The organism is Rhizobium sp. BK512, assembly GCF_014194915.1.
Taxonomy (GTDB): Bacteria; Pseudomonadota; Alphaproteobacteria; order Rhizobiales; family Rhizobiaceae; genus Rhizobium.
On record NZ_JACIAS010000001.1, the window covers coordinates 535,440 to 552,134 of the forward strand.

Consider the following 16,695-nt stretch of genomic DNA (forward strand, 5'->3'; position numbering starts at 1 on the left):
CTATTCTGATGTAATGCCATGGAAGGGGCGAACCTCGCGGCCCGGCATGAAGAGGCCCAGACGCTTGATTTCCCACTCGAGCTTGATGCCGGCCGTTTCGAAAACCTTGCGACGCACTTCTTCGCCGAGATATTCGAGATCGTAGCCCGTAGCCTGCCCCATGTTGATCATGAAGTTGCAGTGAAGCGACGACATCTGAGCGCTGCCGATAACGAGACCGCGGCAGTCCGCCTCGTCGATCAGCTTCCACGCGGAATGACCCTCGGGATTCTTGAAGGTCGAACCACCGGTCTTTTCACGAATAGGCTGCACCGTCTCGCGGTGATTGCGCACCGCATCCATTTCGGCGCGGATCTTCGCGCGATCATCCGGATAGCCTTCGAACAGCACCGAGGTGAAGATCAGATCATCGGCAGCATCCGAATGGCGATAGGAATAGCCCATCTCGGCATTCGTCAGCACATGCTTGTTGCCCTTGCGGTCGATCGCACGGACCTCGACGACACGATCCTTCGTCTCGGATCCATTGGCGCCGGCATTCATGCGGGCAGCGCCGCCGATACCGCCCGGAATGCCGTAATAGAAGGCAAAACCACCGATGCCGTTATCCATCGCCATGGCCGCCACATGCTTGTCCGGGCAGATCGCGCCGGCAACGATGCGGTTTTCACCGGCGAGCTCGACAAAGCCGAAACCCTTGGCCGAGAGGCGCAGCACCACGCCCGGGATACCGCCGTCACGCACCAGGATGTTCGAGCCGACACCAACCACCGTCAGCGGCACTTCATCCGGCAGGATCTTCAGGAAGGCGATCAGGTCTTCCTCGTCATGCGGCTGGAACATCAGCTCGGCCAGACCGCCGGCGCGGAACCAGGTGACGCGATCCATTGGAGCATCCGGCGTCAGCCGGCCACGAATGTCCTTTACGCCCTCTCCAAGAGAGGCAAGTAGCTTTTCTCCGTTAACCTGTTTCATGCGGATTTTCCTGAAAGGTCTTGCAACTGCTTCGGCAGCGCTGCTGCCCAATATGTAATGCTACCAGCACCCAACAAAACTACAAAGTCTCCGGGTTTTGCAATCTCTGCTACCATCTGCGGTAGAGCTTCCGCCGAAGGAAGGAAGCGCGCGTCGCGATGGCCACCCGATTTGATGCGGGAAATCAGCGATTCCGAATCCGCGCCCTCGATCGCATCCTCACCCGCGGCATAGACGGGTGCGATGAAAATGCTGTCGGCATCGTTGAAGCAGGCCGCAAATTCCTCGAACAGGCTCGACAGGCGGGTGTAACGGTGCGGCTGGTGCACGGCGATGATCCGGCCCTTGCAGGCCTCGCGGGCCGCGCGCAGCACGGCCTTGATCTCGACCGGATGGTGGCCGTAGTCATCGAAGATCTGCACGCCGTTCCACTCGCCCGTCAGCGTGAAGCGACGCTTCACGCCGCTGAAGGAGGCAAGCCCCTTGGCGATATCCTCACGGGAAATGCCAAGCCGGTTGGCAACGGCAATGGCCGCGGTGGCATTCGAGATATTGTGACGGCCAGGCATTGGCATGACAAGATTGTCGAGCCGGGTGACCTGTCCCGTGCGGCGACGGCGGATCTCCACATCGAAGATCGAGCGCGTGCCATCAATGCGGACGTTCATGAAGCGAACGTCCGCCTGCGGGTTCTCGCCGTAGGTAATGACCTTGCGGTCTTCGATCCGACCGACCAGCGCCTGAACCTCCGGATGATCGAGACACATGACGCCGAAACCGTAGAAAGGCACGTTCTCGACGAACTGGCGAAACGCGGCGCGGACGGCATCGAAATTGCCGTAATGGTCGAGATGCTCGGGGTCGATATTGGTGATAACGGCGACATCGGCCGGAAGTTTCAGGAAGGTGCCGTCAGACTCGTCGGCCTCCACCACCATCCACTCACCCTCGCCCATGCGCGCATTCGTGCCATAGGCATTGATGATGCCGCCGTTGATGACGGTCGGATCCAGCCCACCGGCTTCGAGAAGCGTAGCGACCAGCGAGGTCGTCGTCGTCTTGCCATGCGTACCGCCGATCGCGATCGCATTTCGGAAGCGCATCAGCTCGGCCAGCATTTCGGCGCGGCGCACGACCGGCAGCAACTTCTCGCGCGCGGCGACGAGTTCCGGATTGCTTTTCTTGATCGCGGTCGAGACGACGACGACTTCGGCATCGCCGAGGTTTTCCGCCTTGTGGCCGACGAAGACCTCGATGCCCTTGTCGCGCAGGCGCTGGACATTGGCGCTGTCGGACTGATCCGATCCCTGCACCCTGTGGCCGAGATTGTGCAGCACCTCTGCGATACCGCTCATGCCGATACCGCCAATGCCGATGAAATGGACAAGGCCTATTGCCTTCGGCAGCTTCATGCGCGTGCCCCCTTGAATTCTGCAACTGTCTTGCCGGCCGCAATAGCCTCAACCATGTCGGCAAGCAAGTTTGCTGCATCCGGTTTTCCTGCGAGCTTGGCGGCTGCCGCCATGTTGGCAAGTTTTTCCGGGTCGTTCATCACATGCGTCAGGATGGAGGCGATACGCTCCGGAGACAACTCCGACTGTGCGATCACCTTGGCCCCACCGGTTGCCGCGAGCGCCGCCGCATTCGCCGCCTGATCGTGGTCGAGCGCATGCGGATAAGGCACCAGCACCGCCGGACGCCCAATCACCGAAATTTCCGAAACCGTCGAGGCGCCGGAACGGCAGATGACGAGATGCGCTTTGGCAAGGCGCTCCGCCATGTCGTTGAAAAACGGCGCGATATCCGCGCCCATCTGCAACTGCGCCACACAGCCGCTCACCATATCCATGTCTTCAGGCCGAACCTGCTGCGTCACCTTCAGCCGCGCGCGCAGCGCATCGTCGATCAGGCTGATGGCCGTCGGCATGGCCTTGGAGAAATATTGCGCGCCCTGGCTGCCGCCGAAGACCACGAGGTTGAAATCCTCGCCCGGATGCGAAGGCTTGTAAGGCTGTTCGGCCGCGGCAAGGATGGCCGGCCGGACGGGATTGCCGGTCGCAACCGTCTTGTCGGAAAAAGTGCCGTCGCTTTCAGAGAGGAAACCGCCGGCAATCGCCCTGACACGCGGCGCAAGCGCCTTGTTGGCGCGCCCCATCACGGCATTCTGCTCATGCAGCATGGAAGGCACGCCGAGGCGCGTGGCGGCAAGCAGCGGAGGCACGGTCGGATAGCCGCCGAAGCCGACGACGATCACGGGCTTCAGCCGCTGGATCAGCCGCTTTGCGCTGCGCATTCCGGTCCAGAGCTTCCACAGAGAACGGGCAACGGCCACGGGGTTCTTGGAACCGATCGTTGCCGACGGCACGACATGGATCTCGTCAGCCGGGAACTTGCCGGCATAACGTTCCGCACGGCTGTCGGTAACGAGATGCACGGAATAGCCGCGCTCCCTCAGCTTGAAGGCAAGCGCCTCTGCCGGAAAGACGTGGCCACCGGTGCCCCCGGCAGCAAGAAGGACGATGCCCTTGCTCATAATTCCTTACTCCGCCGGCATGCCGTGCGGCACACGGAAGAGGCTCCGGTCCTGCGCACGCTTTTCCGGGCGATGGCGCGTCAGCGCCAGAATGAAGCCGGCCGTGACACAGATCGCCACCATCGACGAACCGCCGTAGGAAATCAGCGGCAGCGTCATGCCCTTGGCCGGCAGAAGTTCGAGGTTGACGCCGATATTGATGATCGACTGGATGCCCATCTGCAGCACGAGGCCGGCAACGGCAAAGCGGTTGAAGTCGTTGCGTTCGCGATAGGCATGAGACAGGCCGCGCAACACCAGCACGGTGAAGATGGCGACGAGCGCGATGCAGAAGACGATGCCGAACTCCTCGGCCGCGACCGAGAAGATGAAGTCGGTATGGGCGTCCGGGATGATGCGCTTGACGATACCTTCGCCCGGCCCCTGCCCGAACCAGTCGCCGCGAATGATCGCTTCGCGGGCCGTATCGATCTGGAAGGTGTCGCCTTCGCCGGTGAGGAACTTGTTTATTCGGCCCGCCACGTGCGGGAAGACGTAATAGGCGGTCACGAGACCACCGGCACCGCCTGCGCCCAGCACGATGATCCAGAGCCATGGCATGCCAGCCATGAAGAACATGCCGCCCCAGACGGCCGTCGTCAGGATCGTCTGGCCAAGGTCTGGCTGGGCGACAAGAAGAGCGACGACAATGCCAAACAGGATGATGGCGAAAAGATTACCCGGTATCTCCGGCTGGCGCGCATGTTCGGCAAAGAGCCATGCGCAAACGACGACGAAGGCCGGCTTCATGAATTCCGACGGCTGAATGGAAAGTCCGGCGATCCAGATCCAGCGCCTGCCGCCCTTGACCTCCTGGCCGAAGAACAGCACCAGCAGCATCATCGCGAGTGCAACGATCAGCAGGATGATGGCGGTGCGCCGTATCTGGCGCGGCGTCAGGAAGGAAAGGCCGAGCATGACCGCGATCGACGGGATCATGAACGCGGCATGGCGCTTGACGAAGTGGAAGGGTTCGAGGCCGATGCGCTCGGCAACCGCGGGCGACGCCGCAAACGAGAGCATGAAGCCGATCCCCATCAGGAAGAGGAACAATGCCAGGAAAAAGCGGTCGATGGTCCAGAACCAATCGGCCAATGCTCCACGTTCCGCGCGGCTCACCATGTCATTTGCCTCCTGTTGCCGAATTGATCAGCATGGTCACGCCGTCAAGGGCGGCCACATGGCCGACAAAGGCATCGCCCCTGACTTCAAAATTCTTGTACTGGTCGAAGCTTGCGCAAGCCGGGGATAACATCACGGCCACGGGACCGGTCTCATCCTTGTCCGCATCAGCTGCCGCATGCGCCACGGCGCGTTCCAGCGTGCCGGATATCTCGTAGGGTGCTGCCTCGCCGAGCGTCGCGGCAAATTCCGCCGCCGCCTCGCCGATCAGATAGGCCTTGGCGATGCGCGGGAAATAGGGCGCGAGTGTCGTGATACCACCGGCCTTCGGCAAACCGCCGGCAATCCAGTAGATCCTGCTGTAGCTCGAAAGTGCCGGAGCCGCAGCATCGGCATTCGTCGCCTTGGAATCGTTGACGAAGACGACATTGCCGCGCTGGCCAACGGGCTGCATGCGATGCTTGAGACCGGGGAAGGATGCAAGGCCGGCACGGATATCTTCCGCGGAAACACCGACGGCAAGGCAGGCGGCGACTGCAGCAGCCGCGTTCTGCGCATTATGGCTGCCGCGCAGCGTCTGGATGCCATCGAGATCGACGAAGGGCAGCATGGCGCCGCTCGTGGCCTGGATGAGTTTCGTGCCCTCGGCGTAGACGCCGTCGGCCAGAACATTGCGGCGCGAGATCCTGATAACCTTTACCCCTGCCCGCTCGATGCGATCGGCAATCAGTGCCGAATGGCTGTCGTCGACGCCGACAACAGCGACGCCGCTACCGGCGACCAGCCGTTCCTTGACATCGGCATAATGCTGCATCGTGCCGTGGCGATCGAGATGATCGGGCGTCAGGTTGAGAAGGATGCCGGCGGACGGGTTGAGCGTCGGCGCAAGATCGATCTGATAGGAGGAGCATTCGACGACGAAGTAGCGCTCGGCCTTCGGGGGATCGAGCGTCAGCACGGCCGTGCCGATATTGCCCCCGAGCTGCGTGTCGCGGCCGCTCGATTTCAGGATATGGGCAATCAGTGCCGTCGTGGTCGATTTACCATTGGTTCCTGTGATCGCGATGAAAGGGCAATCGGGAGCATGCGCCCGCCGCTCGCGCACAAAGAGTTCGACGTCACCGACGATATCGACGCCGGCGGCACGCGCGAGGTCGACCGTCCAGTGAGGCTTCGGATGGGTGAGCGGCACGCCGGGCGAAAGCACGAAGAGCGCCTGAGCGCTCCAGTCGATCCCATGCAGATCGGCAGTGGTGATGCCCTCTGCCGCGGCCTTGGCGACGCTGTCAGGATTGTCGTCCCAGGCAATGACATCGGCGCCACCCGCAACGAGCGCCTTGGCGGTCGCGAAGCCGGAACCGCCGAGACCGAAGAGGGCGACCTTCTTTCCTGCAAGCGTCGTGACGGGGATCATGACGGCCTCACCGGAGCTTCAGCGTGGAAAGGCCGAGCATGGCGAGGCCGACGGCGATGATCCAGAAGCGGATGACCACCTGGCTTTCCGTCCAGCCCTTCTTTTCGAAGTGATGGTGGATCGGCGCCATGAGGAAGACGCGCCGGCCGGTCATCTTGAAAAAGCCGACCTGGATGATGACCGAGAGCGTCTCCATGACGAACAAGCCGCCGACGATCGCCATGACGATCTCATGCTTAGTGGCGACAGCAACGGTACCGATCGTGCCGCCGAGCGCGAGCGACCCGGTATCGCCCATGAAGATGGCGGCCGGCGGCGCATTGAACCACAGGAAGCCGAGGCCGGCACCAATGACGGCGCCGAGCACGACGGCAAGTTCGCCGGTACCGGGCACGAAATTGATCTGCAGGTAGTTTGCAAAGACGGCGTTACCGGCGAGATAGGCGATGATGCCGAAAGCTGCCGCGGCAATCATGACGGGGACGATGGCAAGCCCATCGAGGCCGTCGGTCAGGTTCACGGCATTGCCGGCGCCGACGATGACGAAACCGCCGAAGACAACGAACATGATGCCGATATTGATCATGAAGTCCTTGAAGAAGGGGAAAGCGATCGAGGAGCCGAAGGTCGAGCCGGCGGGGCCGGAGGCAAGGGCCGCGCGCATCATGAAATAGACGGCAATACCCGCAATGATAAACTCGATGCCGAGGCGCGCCTTGCCGGAAAAGCCCTTGTGGCTCTGCTTGGTGACCTTGAGATAGTCGTCATAGAAGCCGATCGCGCCGAAGCCGAGCGTCACGAGCAGAGTCGCCACCACGTAGACGTTGGAAAGATCGGCCCAGAGCAACGATGCGCCGACAATGCCGGCCAGGATCATCAGGCCGCCCATGGTCGGCGTGCCGGCCTTCTTGAAATGCGTCTGCGGCCCGTCGGCGCGGATCGGCTGGCCTTTGCCCTGCCGGATGCGCAGCGAATTGATGATGGCCGGGCCGAAAAGGAAGACGATCAAAGCGGAGGTGAAGAGAGCAGCACCAGCTCGGAAGGTAATGTACCTGAACAAATTCAGAAATTTGAAATATTCCGACAGTTCGACTAGCCAAATCAGCATTCAAGGCCCCTTTTACCCGATCATAGTTCGCGTTGCGTGTCTGAAACTGGTGGGTACTTGTCAAGGAGCGCGGCGACAATCTTGCCGAAACCGATCCCCAGAGACGACTTCACCATCAACACGTCGCCAGGTGCGACCGAGTTCAGTACGAATTCCAGCAATTCTTCCGTCGTCTCGCGGTGCTCGACCGCGACGCTGTCGGGAAGCGATTCTTTCAGCGCCACCATCTCGGGCCCGGCGAGCCAGACATGTTCGAGACCGGCAGCCAGCAGCGGGCCGGCAAGTTCCGTATGGACCTGCTCGGCAAATTCGCCCATTTCCAGCATGTCGCCGAGCACGGCAATGCGGCGTCCGCGACCGGTCGGTTCGGCATCCGCAAGCAGCGCGATCGCCGCGCGCATGGAGGCCGGATTGGCGTTGTAGCTCTCGTCGATCAGCGTGAAGCTGCCATTGCCGATCGGAAGCCTGTGGCGCTTGCCCCTGCCCTTCTCCGGCTTCAGCGTCGCGAGCGCCTCGATTGCCTTGTCGAGGCTGGCGCCGACGATCGTCACCACGCCCAACGCGGCCAGGGCGTTTTCAGCGATGTGGCGCCCGGGTGCGCCGATGCGCACCTCCTTGGTATCCCCTCCGGCGGTCATCCAGAGCGTCGAGCTTTCGTCCGAGCCGTTGAATTCAGCCAGCCGGAACTCGGCCTTGGCATGCTGACCGAAGGAATGGATCTTCGTGATGCCGAGCGCCTGGGCGGTTTGCTCCAGGAAATTGAACTGATCGTTGTCGCGGTTGAGGATGACGTCGCCGTTTGGCTCCAGCCCTTCGAAAATCTCCGCCTTGGCGGCAGCGATTTCCTCAACGTTCTGGAAATTGCCGAGATGGGCTGGCGCGATCGTCGTGATGACGGCCACATGCGGGCGGATCATCTTCACCAGCGGCCGGATCTCGTCCGGATGGTTCATGCCGACCTCGAAGACCCCGAAATAGGTGTCGATCGGCATGCGTGCCAAGGTCAGCGGCACACCCCAGTGATTGTTGAAGGACGCAACGGATGCGTGGACCTTGCCGGAGGGAGAGAGCACATGGCGCAGCATCTCCTTTGTCGTCGTTTTGCCGACCGAACCGGTGACGGCGATGATCTTGGCCCGCGACCGCTCGCGCGAAGCCAGTCCCAGCTTGCCGAGCGCGGCAAGCACGTCCTCGACCACAATCATCGGCACGGTCAGGCGCCCCATGGCCGGCAGGCGGGCTTCGCTCACGACAAGCAGCGATGCACCGTTTGCCATCGCCATCGAAGCATAATCGTGGCCATCCACGCGGTCGCCCTTGATCGCGAAGAAGGCCTCACCGGGCGCGATCGAGCGGCTGTCGATGGAAATGCCGGTAATGCCCTGCGGCAGCGAGCCGAACGGACGGCCCGCCATCGCAGCGATCATGTCTTCGGTGGTCCAGAGCCAGTTCATGGTACCCGCTCCTCCAAAGCCTTGCGCACTTCGGCGTGATCGGAAAACGGCAGCGTGACGCTGCCGACCGTCTGCCCTTCTTCATGTCCCTTGCCGGCAACAATCAGCGTATCGCCGGATTTCAGCTGCAGAACCGCTTCGCGGATGGCCTTGGCACGGTCGCCGATCTCCGAAGCGCATGTCGCCGCCGTCATGATCTCGGCACGGATCGCCGCTGGTTCCTCCGAACGCGGATTGTCATCGGTGACGATGACGACATCAGCGAGCCGGCAGGCGATCTCGCCCATGATCGGCCGCTTGCCGCGGTCTCGGTCGCCGCCGCAGCCGAACACGACGATCACCCGACCCGTCGTGAACGGACGCACCGAGCTTAGCACATTTTCCAGGGCGTCGGGCTTGTGCGCATAGTCGACATAGGCAAGCGCGCCGTCTTTGGTATGGCCGACCAGCTCAAGACGGCCGGAAGCGCCCTGCAGCTTTTCGAGTGCCGCCATCGCGACCTTTGCCGGAACGCCTGTAGACATGGCAAGAGCAGCCGCAACCAGCGCATTGGCGATCTGGAAATCACCGGCCAGTGGAATATCGACCTCGAAAATCTCACCCTCGGCATGAATTTCGGCGACCTGCTTGTGACGAAAATGCTCGACGCGCTTCAGCGCCAGATAGGCACCCTTGCGCCCGACCGTGCGAACATCGTGGCCGGCGGCGGTTGCCGCCTTGATCGCCTGCTCCGACCATGGATCGTCGGCGAAGATGATCGCGGGCGAACCCTTCGGCAGCACCCGGTCGAACAGGTGCATCTTCGCCGCCATATAGTCTTCGACCGTCGGATGGTAATCCATGTGGTCGCGGCCGAGATTGGTGAAGGCGGCTGCCGCGAGCTTTACCCCGTCGAGGCGATACTGGTCGAGGCCATGGCTGGAAGCCTCCATCGAGGCATGCGTGACGCCTTCATCGGCGAGTTCGGCGAGCAGCTCGTGCAGCGATACGGTATCGGGCGTCGTCAGCGAGCCATATTCATTGCGCGTCGGCGAGATGACGCCGGTCGTACCGATCATCGCAGCGGCATGGCCGGCATGCGCCCAGATCTGCCTGACGAAAGAAGCAACAGAGGTCTTGCCGGCCGTGCCCGTCACGGCAACCATCGTCGCCGGCTGACGGCCGTAGAAATGCGAAGCGGCAACGGAGAGAAAACGGCGCGGCTCGGAAACAACCAGAACCGGTACGGAAGTCTGAGCCGCATGCGATGCGATGACGACGGCCGCACCCTTTGCCACCGCATCGGCGATGAAGCCCGCGCCATCCGCCTTGGAGCCCGCAATCGCCACGAAAGCCATCCCGGGTGCGGTCTTCCGGCTGTCGGAAGACAATCCCGTTACATCCAGCGCGCCGGCCGGCCCTTCGAGTTCAGCTTTGAGTTCCGGAAACGCATTTCCGGCGAGGTCCCGCAATTTCATCGAATGCACTTCTCTGGTTCAGGTCGACCGCCCCTTACGAATCGACGCCGACATTGATTCACACTCAATAAGACACCAACAAGGCCGAGCCGTCTTCGCCAAATTCCGGCTCGACACCGAGGATGGGCGCGGCGCGGCGCACGATGTTCTTGACCATGGGGGCTGCCGTATAGGCGGCGATGCGCTGATGCTGCTCGCCGTCAAGCGGCTCGTCGCAGAAGGTCAGCACCACATATTTCGGATTGTCGATCGGGAACGCCGCCAGAAAAGCGTTGAAATTCAGGTTGCTGGCGTAGCGGCCGTTGACGACCTTGTCGGCCGTGCCGGTCTTGCCGCCGACATGGAATCCCGGCACATCGGCGTTGCGGCCGGAGCCCTTTACGCCATTCAGCTTGAAGAGATAGCGGATATCGTCGCTGGTGCTTTTCTTGACGACCATTTCGGCGACTTCATCGGCCTGCTCGCGATTGCGCGGCAAAAAGGTCGGCTCGATCAGCTTGCCGCCATTGATGAGCGCGGCACCGGCGACCGCCGTCTGCAGCGGCGTCGTGGCCACGCCATGGCCGAAGGAGATCGTGATCGAGTTGATCTTCTTCCAGACACGCGGCTGGCTCGGCATCTTCACTTCGGGAAGTTCCGTCTGCATCTTGGTCAGCAGGCCGAGGCGCGTCAGGTAATCCTTCTGCATCTCCATGCCGACGATATCGATCATTCTCGCCGTGCCGATATTGGAGGAGTATTCGAAGATTTCGGGCACTGTCAGCCAGCGGCGCTGGCCATGGAAGTCGTGAATGGTGAAGCCGCCGATGCGGATCGGGTTGGTGGCGTCGAAACTGTCCTTCAGCGAGACCTTGCCGCTGTCGATCGCCATGGCGGTGGAAAAGGTCTTGAAGGTCGAGCCCATTTCGAACGTGCCGTTCGACATGCGGTTCAGCCAGCCGTCCTTGGAGCCCTCCTGCGGATTGTTGGGGTCGAAATCCGGCGCGGATGCCATGGCAATCACCTCGCCCGTATGGGCATCCAGCACGACTGCCCCTGCCCCCTTGGCCTTGTAATTGACCACGGCATTGGCAACGACATCGCGCAGGATTGCCTGCACGCGCACGTCGATCGAAAGACGCACCGGCTCCAACGGCTGGTTGCTCGTCATGCCGACCGAGGCGAGATCGGCGAGGCCCTGATCGTCTATATATTTCTCCATACCGGCAACGCCGCGGTTGTCGATATTGACGTAACCGAGGATATGGGCGGCCGTCGCGCCGCCCGGATAGAAGCGGCGCTTTTCCGGACGGAAACCGATGCCGGGAATGCCGAGTGCCAGGATCTGGCTCTGCTGCTTCGGCGTCAGCTGACGGCGCAGCCAGGCGAAATGCGAGGTGCGGTTCGACAGCTTCTTGTATGTGTCCTTGACGTCGAGGTCGGAAAGCACCGTCTGCAGCTTCTCGACTGCCTCGTCCGCATCGACGATCTTGTTCGGCTCGGCGAACAGCGAAACAGTGCGGATATCGGTCGCCAGCACTTCGCCGTTGCGATCGACTATATCGGGGCGCGATGCCATCAGCCGGTCGGGCGGCAGGATAGACGAGACCGATTCCGGCTCCTTCATCGCATATTCGACCATGCGTGCGCCGATGACGGCATAAAGCGCGGTAAACCCGACGATCAGCAGGCCGACACGGCTTCTGGCCTGCCCCGACTTGCGTTTGCGCGAGCCTTCGATCGCCATGCCCGAGGGAGCGCCGAAACGATTGTAAACGCCGGCGGAAAAATGCGCCTGGCTCTTCAGCACCATGATGCGGGAAAGAAAGGACATTATTCCAGCGCCCCCGTCTCGATCTGGTCCGCGTCTTCGGCTTCGCGTGGCGCCCGCGTTGGGACCGGCTGAGACTTGGCGACGGCACCCGGCTTGGCGCCGGCCTTTGCTTCGGTCATGTCTGGCGGCGGAACCTGCGATTTCAGCATCGGCAACTCGCGCGCATGGGCAAGCGATGTCGAATCCGTCGGCTGCAACTGCAACTCGCTATTATAGGCATTGACCAGCCGCTCCAGCCTGTTCGGCTGCGACTGCAGCGCCCAGTCGGCCTTCAGGAGATCGATCGTGTCCTTCTCCAGCTTGATCTCCGCCTCGAGGCGGTGAACCTCCTCGAGCTTCAGCTCGGCGCGGTGCTTGATCGTATAGGTGACGGCGGCTGCCGCCGTCATGATGCCGATGAGGACAAGATCGAACGTTCTCAGCATATCAAGCTCCAAGCTTTCCGAGGCTGGCAAGATTGGGGAATCCGAAGAGCGACATGTCTTCGGCTTCAGCGGGAGCGCTGGTGCGCTGGCCGGCGCGCAGCTTGGCGGAACGGGCGCGCGGATTGACCTGGGCTTCCTCTTCGCCGGCGGAAACCATCGGCTTGCCGACCGGCTCGAAGGTCGCGGCGCGCTCATGCGCAATGGGCAGATGGCGGGAGCCGGAGGCCTTGCCGGCCCGGTCGGAGAAGAATTTCTTGACGACCCGGTCCTCCAGCGAATGGAACGTGACGACAACGAGACGACCGCCGGGCTTCAGAGCCCGCTCGGCGGCAAACAGTGCCTGCGCCAATTCGCCGAGTTCGTCATTGACGAAGATGCGCAGCGCCTGAAAGACGCGCGTTGCCGGATGGATCTTGTCCTTCATCTTGCGCGGCGTCACCAGCTCGATGAGGCCGGCGAGATCCCGCGTCGTCTCGAAGGGCTTCTCGGCGCGATGCTTCTCGATGGCATGGGCGATGCGCGGCGCCTGGCTTTCCTCGCCGAGATAATGGAAGATCCTGATGAGATCGGCGACTTTGGCGCGATTGACGACATCGGCGGCAGAAACGCCTGAAACCGACATGCGCATGTCGAGCGGGCCGCTCTTTTGAAAGGAGAAGCCGCGCTCGGCCTCGTCGATCTGCATGGAGGAAACGCCGATATCGAGCACCACGCCGTCGAGCCCACCTTCCGGCGCATGATCGGCAAGTTGCGAAAACTGCGAATGGATGAGCTTGAGATGACCGCCATGAGCCGAGACAAGCGCCTGGCCCGCGGCAATCGCCGTCGGGTCGCGATCGAGCGCGATCACATCGGCGCCGGCGCCAAGAATGGCGGAAGTGTATCCGCCCGCACCAAAAGTACCGTCAAGAATGACCTTGCCGGAAGAAGGCTCCAGCGCCGCAAGCACTTCCTTGAGAAGAACCGGAATGTGGCGAACCGGTCCGCCACCGGCTTCAGTTGAACCTCCGCCAGGATTCGCCACCATTCCGTTCCCTCGTCCTCTCAGGAACGCTTGCCCGCCAGCTTGCGCTCCCCTCGTGCCTGCGCCTGCGCGGCCGCGAATGCTTGCGGCTGCCAGAGCTGAAAGTGATCCGCCCGACCCACGAAGGTCACCTCGTCCGAAATGCCGGTGAAGTCGCGAATGAAATCCGTGACCATCAGCCGCCCCTCGGCGTCGAGCTTCATGAAGACCCCGCCCCCATGAATGAGAAGCGACATCTCGTTTGCCTCCGGCGAAAACGGATCTTCCGCCGCAATCTGCCGCTCGAACCTCTCCAGAAGATCCGGGCCGCCGACGCTGATCGCCGGAAACACAAAATCCTGGAAGCAGTAAAGCTCCGGGATATTGCGCTGCGCCAGCACGGAACGAAACGCCGCCGGCACGGAAACCCGGCCCTTGGTATCGATCCTGTTGGTCGCATTCGAAAGGAAGCGGCTCATGACACGAAACATCCGTTTCCGAAAGAGCCCGGAAAGCATTTTGCCGCCCGAAACCCCTTAAGTCAGGCACAGCTTCGCAAGCCGGAAGAACTAGGATCCTCCCGACGCTTCCGGTCCGGAAGGCGCCTTTGCTTTGCGATGAATGGGCAGATGATTGCCCTGATGCAGTGCGCATTTGGGATAGCATGGGACCATATGGGCGTCAATGGGATGAGCCCCTTTTAAGGTGGGCGCAGTATCGAACATTTATAAGCTGTTAAGTTTAACAAAGGGTTAGGAAAGCGATTCTCCGACACCGCCTGAAGTACCGCAGCCGAACGAGAAAATCGGCCGCGCAAGAACCATGAGACCTCGCCTCGGTTTCAGGCATTTCAATGACTTGTCAGGAAAGAAATCGGATTTTGCGGCAATGGAAACGCCGCGGTGTTAATCGCCAGTTGGCCTGTAAGCCGGGTTCTGTATGGCTCCGGCGAACCGGAACGTGGCAGCCATTCATCTGGGACAGCGCTTGCACGCTGCCTCACGCAACCCACCCGGATGACTGACCCAGAAACAGGCCGGAAGGCTTTCGCCAACCGCGTCATCCCTATTCGGTTTTGCTCCCGGTGGGGTTTACCGTGCCATATCCGTTGCCGGAGATGCGGTGGGCTCTTACCCCACCCTTTCACCCTTACCTGTCATGACAGGCGGTTTGCTTTCTGTGGCACTTTCCCTGAGGTCGCCCTCGCCGGACGTTATCCGGCACCGTGTTTCCGTGGAGCCCGGACTTTCCTCACCCTACCGCCTTTCGGCATTGGTAAAGCGCGGCTGCCCGGCCAACTGGCAGGGGCTCCCTTAAACGAGGAAGCCCGTAAAAGCCAACGAAATATCGGGGGCAGGCTTAACGGAAATAAGGTGCGAAATCCGTGGCGTAGCCCTGATCCTTGATTCCGCCTGCCAGAATGAGCTCGGCCCCCAGCCTGCCGATCTCGTCGGAGCTCTTGGCTGACGTCCCCATGCAGCCGGTCAGAACAGCGATATGCGGCGAAGCGGTATAGCCGATCATCGGGTAGCGGCTCCTGGTATAGGAGACGACGCAGGATGAACTGGAAATGGACCGCGCCTCGAGTTCAGGCAATATGCGTGCGACAATGCTCTTGAAGTGTTCGCGGGCAACCTCCCTCCCGTCGGTGCGGAACCAGGCACGCATGTCCTTGTCGTTGTTCAGCACGAGATTGTCCGGATCACCACCGATCTTCAGATAGAGCTTGCCATCGGAGTAACGGATTGGCGGCAGCAGATAGATATCGATGCCGGGTGCATCGAGGATCAGCGACGGCATGCCGGCAAAGCGGTGTGCATCCTCTTCCGCCACCTCGAAAAGGGTCACGGTGCGCCCGTAAACCGTCATATCAACGGATTGCGGCAAGAGATTCTGCGAAATGGAAAAACCACCGGCCGCAAGCAGCACTTTCTCGGCTCGCCAAACCTCGCCGCCATCAGTCGTGACGACAGCCACCCCACCCTCCTGTCGGATCGAGGTGGCGTGATCGCGGATGACAGTCGCACCTGCCTTTTCCAAGAGCAGCGACTGCGCCTTTACCAGCTTGCGCGGACTGATATGGCCTGCGCCCTTTGCTTGGAAAATGCCGGTGCTGCCGGCAGGAAAATCAAAGTAGGGAAATTGCCTCCTCAGCCCGGCTTCCTCGAAAGAAGCCGTGTCGACACCGAGCGAGGTTGCAGCCCGTCGCGTGGCGGCAAGATAATCGCTGGCCGGAGGCCCCACAGCGAGGCAGCCTGCTTGCGTATAGAAATCAACGCCACTTTCTTCGGCAATCTCGCCATAGCGGGCGATGGAGCGGTTGGCGAGCAAGGCCCAGTCGCGGTCCGGATCGATGGTGCGGGTGATGCGGCCTTCGTCATAGTGACTGGCGAAGACGCCTTCATGCGCCTTGCGGTCTTCAGGCTCATCCGGGCCGATGACGGCAACGCCGTCGGTCCGGCGGGCCAGATATTTTGCGGCCGCGGCACCCATCATGCCGCGGCCGATAACGATGAACCTGAAGTCGACTGCCATATCTCACCTCTTTTGGAGGTAGCGATAGCATGGCAATCGCCGTGAAGCATCAAGCTCCTGTCAGAGACGGGCGCCTGCGGTTCAGAGCATCGCAAGAACCTTGCCGCAATAGGATTTGGAGACAGGGTTCATGCGCGTCGCGCCGTGGCCGGCATTGTACTTGAGGATGGTATTGCAGGTCTGCCCACCACCGAGATCATGGGCGGCCGCCAGGTACTTCATGCCGTACTTGATGTTGGTTTCCGGATCGAACAGGCCCTTGGCGCTGCCGGAATAGCCCATCATGCGGGCTGTTGCCGGCTTGATCTGCATCAGGCCGATCTCGCCGTGGGTACCGCGCGCCATCGGATTGAAATTGCTTTCGACACGGATGACGGCAGTCGCAAGAGCCACCGGCACATCATATTGATTGGCATATTTGCTGATCAGTGCGGAATAGGAATCGCCGGAAACTTCGGCGACGGGATAGCCGCTCTGGCGCTCGACCGTCTTCAGCGGACGCTGCGCTTTCTTCTGCACGCGCTGCGCCGTCTTCTGCGGGCGTTCTTTCTCGTGCACGCGCTCCGCAGTCTTCTGCGGACGCTCGATTTTCTTCACAGGCGCATCGGCCCGCACACCCCAGTCATTCGCAAAGGCAAAGCTATTTCCTGCCAGCACCATGCCAACGCATGCTGCAGCAACAACAATCAGTTTTCTCATGTAGTCTTGATCACTCCGACCCAAAGAATTACCGGACTGCGCGCCTCGCGGTCCTGATGTATTCCTGACCAATAACTGATCAGGCCTCGCAGCAATTCTTATCGTTTCACATGACGCC

General features: G+C 61.4%; 14 protein-coding genes and 1 other RNA gene. All 15 read right to left on the reverse strand.

All coding sequences use genetic code 11. The annotated features are described in order from the left end of the window. The 15 genes from murB to FHX06_RS02830 all read right to left on the reverse strand — a co-directional run bounded on the left by murB (nucleotide 1) and on the right by FHX06_RS02830 (nucleotide 16,577). On the reverse strand, nucleotides 1-975 hold the full coding sequence (gene murB, locus FHX06_RS02760; RefSeq protein WP_112969254.1) for a UDP-N-acetylmuramate dehydrogenase: 975 nt from the start codon (nucleotides 973-975) through the stop codon (nucleotides 1-3). Further along, nucleotides 972-2,387, reverse strand: a complete 1,416-nt coding sequence (gene murC / locus FHX06_RS02765) for a UDP-N-acetylmuramate--L-alanine ligase (RefSeq protein WP_112541259.1) — start codon at nucleotides 2,385-2,387, stop codon at nucleotides 972-974. The genes murB and murC overlap by 4 nt, the downstream gene beginning before the upstream one ends. Continuing rightward, nucleotides 2,384-3,508, reverse strand: coding sequence for an undecaprenyldiphospho-muramoylpentapeptide beta-N-acetylglucosaminyltransferase (gene murG / locus FHX06_RS02770; RefSeq protein WP_113210722.1), 1,125 nt, complete (start codon nucleotides 3,506-3,508; stop codon nucleotides 2,384-2,386). Before murG ends, murC begins: the two co-directional genes overlap by 4 nt. A 6-nt stretch (nucleotides 3,509-3,514) precedes the next feature. After that, nucleotides 3,515-4,669, reverse strand: a complete 1,155-nt coding sequence (gene ftsW, locus FHX06_RS02775; RefSeq protein ID WP_112541257.1) for a putative lipid II flippase FtsW — start codon at nucleotides 4,667-4,669, stop codon at nucleotides 3,515-3,517. A gap of 1 nt (nucleotide 4,670) precedes the next feature. After that, complete coding sequence (gene murD, locus FHX06_RS02780) at nucleotides 4,671-6,083, reverse strand: UDP-N-acetylmuramoyl-L-alanine--D-glutamate ligase (protein ID WP_113210723.1); 1,413 nt, start codon at nucleotides 6,081-6,083, stop codon at nucleotides 4,671-4,673. 7 nt (nucleotides 6,084-6,090) lie between these two features. Continuing rightward, nucleotides 6,091-7,191 carry a phospho-N-acetylmuramoyl-pentapeptide-transferase gene (gene mraY / locus FHX06_RS02785; RefSeq protein WP_112541255.1) on the reverse strand — a complete coding sequence of 367 codons (1,101 nt, stop codon included), beginning with the start codon at nucleotides 7,189-7,191 and terminating at the stop codon, nucleotides 6,091-6,093. A gap of 20 nt (nucleotides 7,192-7,211) precedes the next feature. Then, nucleotides 7,212-8,645, reverse strand: coding sequence for a UDP-N-acetylmuramoylalanyl-D-glutamyl-2,6-diaminopimelate--D-alanyl-D-alanine ligase (locus FHX06_RS02790; protein WP_113210724.1), 1,434 nt, complete (start codon nucleotides 8,643-8,645; stop codon nucleotides 7,212-7,214). Beyond that, the gene (locus FHX06_RS02795) at nucleotides 8,642-10,102 is read right to left on the reverse strand and encodes a UDP-N-acetylmuramoyl-L-alanyl-D-glutamate--2,6-diaminopimelate ligase (protein WP_113210725.1); all 1,461 of its coding nucleotides are present in this window, start codon (nucleotides 10,100-10,102) and stop codon (nucleotides 8,642-8,644) included. The genes FHX06_RS02790 and FHX06_RS02795 overlap by 4 nt, the downstream gene beginning before the upstream one ends. A 64-nt stretch (nucleotides 10,103-10,166) precedes the next feature. Continuing rightward, a complete protein-coding gene (locus FHX06_RS02800) occupies nucleotides 10,167-11,915 on the reverse strand; it encodes a peptidoglycan D,D-transpeptidase FtsI family protein (protein WP_112541252.1) in 1,749 nt (582 codons plus the stop codon). After that, a complete protein-coding gene (locus FHX06_RS02805; protein ID WP_113115193.1) occupies nucleotides 11,915-12,340 on the reverse strand; it encodes a hypothetical protein in 426 nt (141 codons plus the stop codon). The genes FHX06_RS02800 and FHX06_RS02805 overlap by 1 nt, the downstream gene beginning before the upstream one ends. 1 nt (nucleotide 12,341) lies before the next feature. Beyond that, nucleotides 12,342-13,367: a 16S rRNA (cytosine(1402)-N(4))-methyltransferase RsmH gene (gene rsmH, locus FHX06_RS02810; RefSeq protein WP_183878014.1), complete on the reverse strand. Its 1,026-nt coding sequence runs from the start codon at nucleotides 13,365-13,367 to the stop codon at nucleotides 12,342-12,344. A gap of 17 nt (nucleotides 13,368-13,384) precedes the next feature. Beyond that, the gene (mraZ, locus tag FHX06_RS02815) at nucleotides 13,385-13,822 is read right to left on the reverse strand and encodes a division/cell wall cluster transcriptional repressor MraZ (protein ID WP_246715469.1); all 438 of its coding nucleotides are present in this window, start codon (nucleotides 13,820-13,822) and stop codon (nucleotides 13,385-13,387) included. Between the two features lie 429 nt (nucleotides 13,823-14,251). Further along, an RNA gene (gene rnpB, locus FHX06_RS02820) (RNase P RNA component class A) lies at nucleotides 14,252-14,645 on the reverse strand. Between the two features lie 57 nt (nucleotides 14,646-14,702). After that, entirely contained in the window at nucleotides 14,703-15,878 is a 1,176-nt protein-coding gene (locus tag FHX06_RS02825) for an NAD(P)/FAD-dependent oxidoreductase (RefSeq protein ID WP_183878017.1), read from the reverse strand. 81 nt (nucleotides 15,879-15,959) lie between these two features. After that, nucleotides 15,960-16,577, reverse strand: coding sequence for a lytic transglycosylase domain-containing protein (locus FHX06_RS02830; RefSeq protein ID WP_112969245.1), 618 nt, complete (start codon nucleotides 16,575-16,577; stop codon nucleotides 15,960-15,962). Nucleotides 16,578-16,695 lie beyond the last annotated feature (118 nt).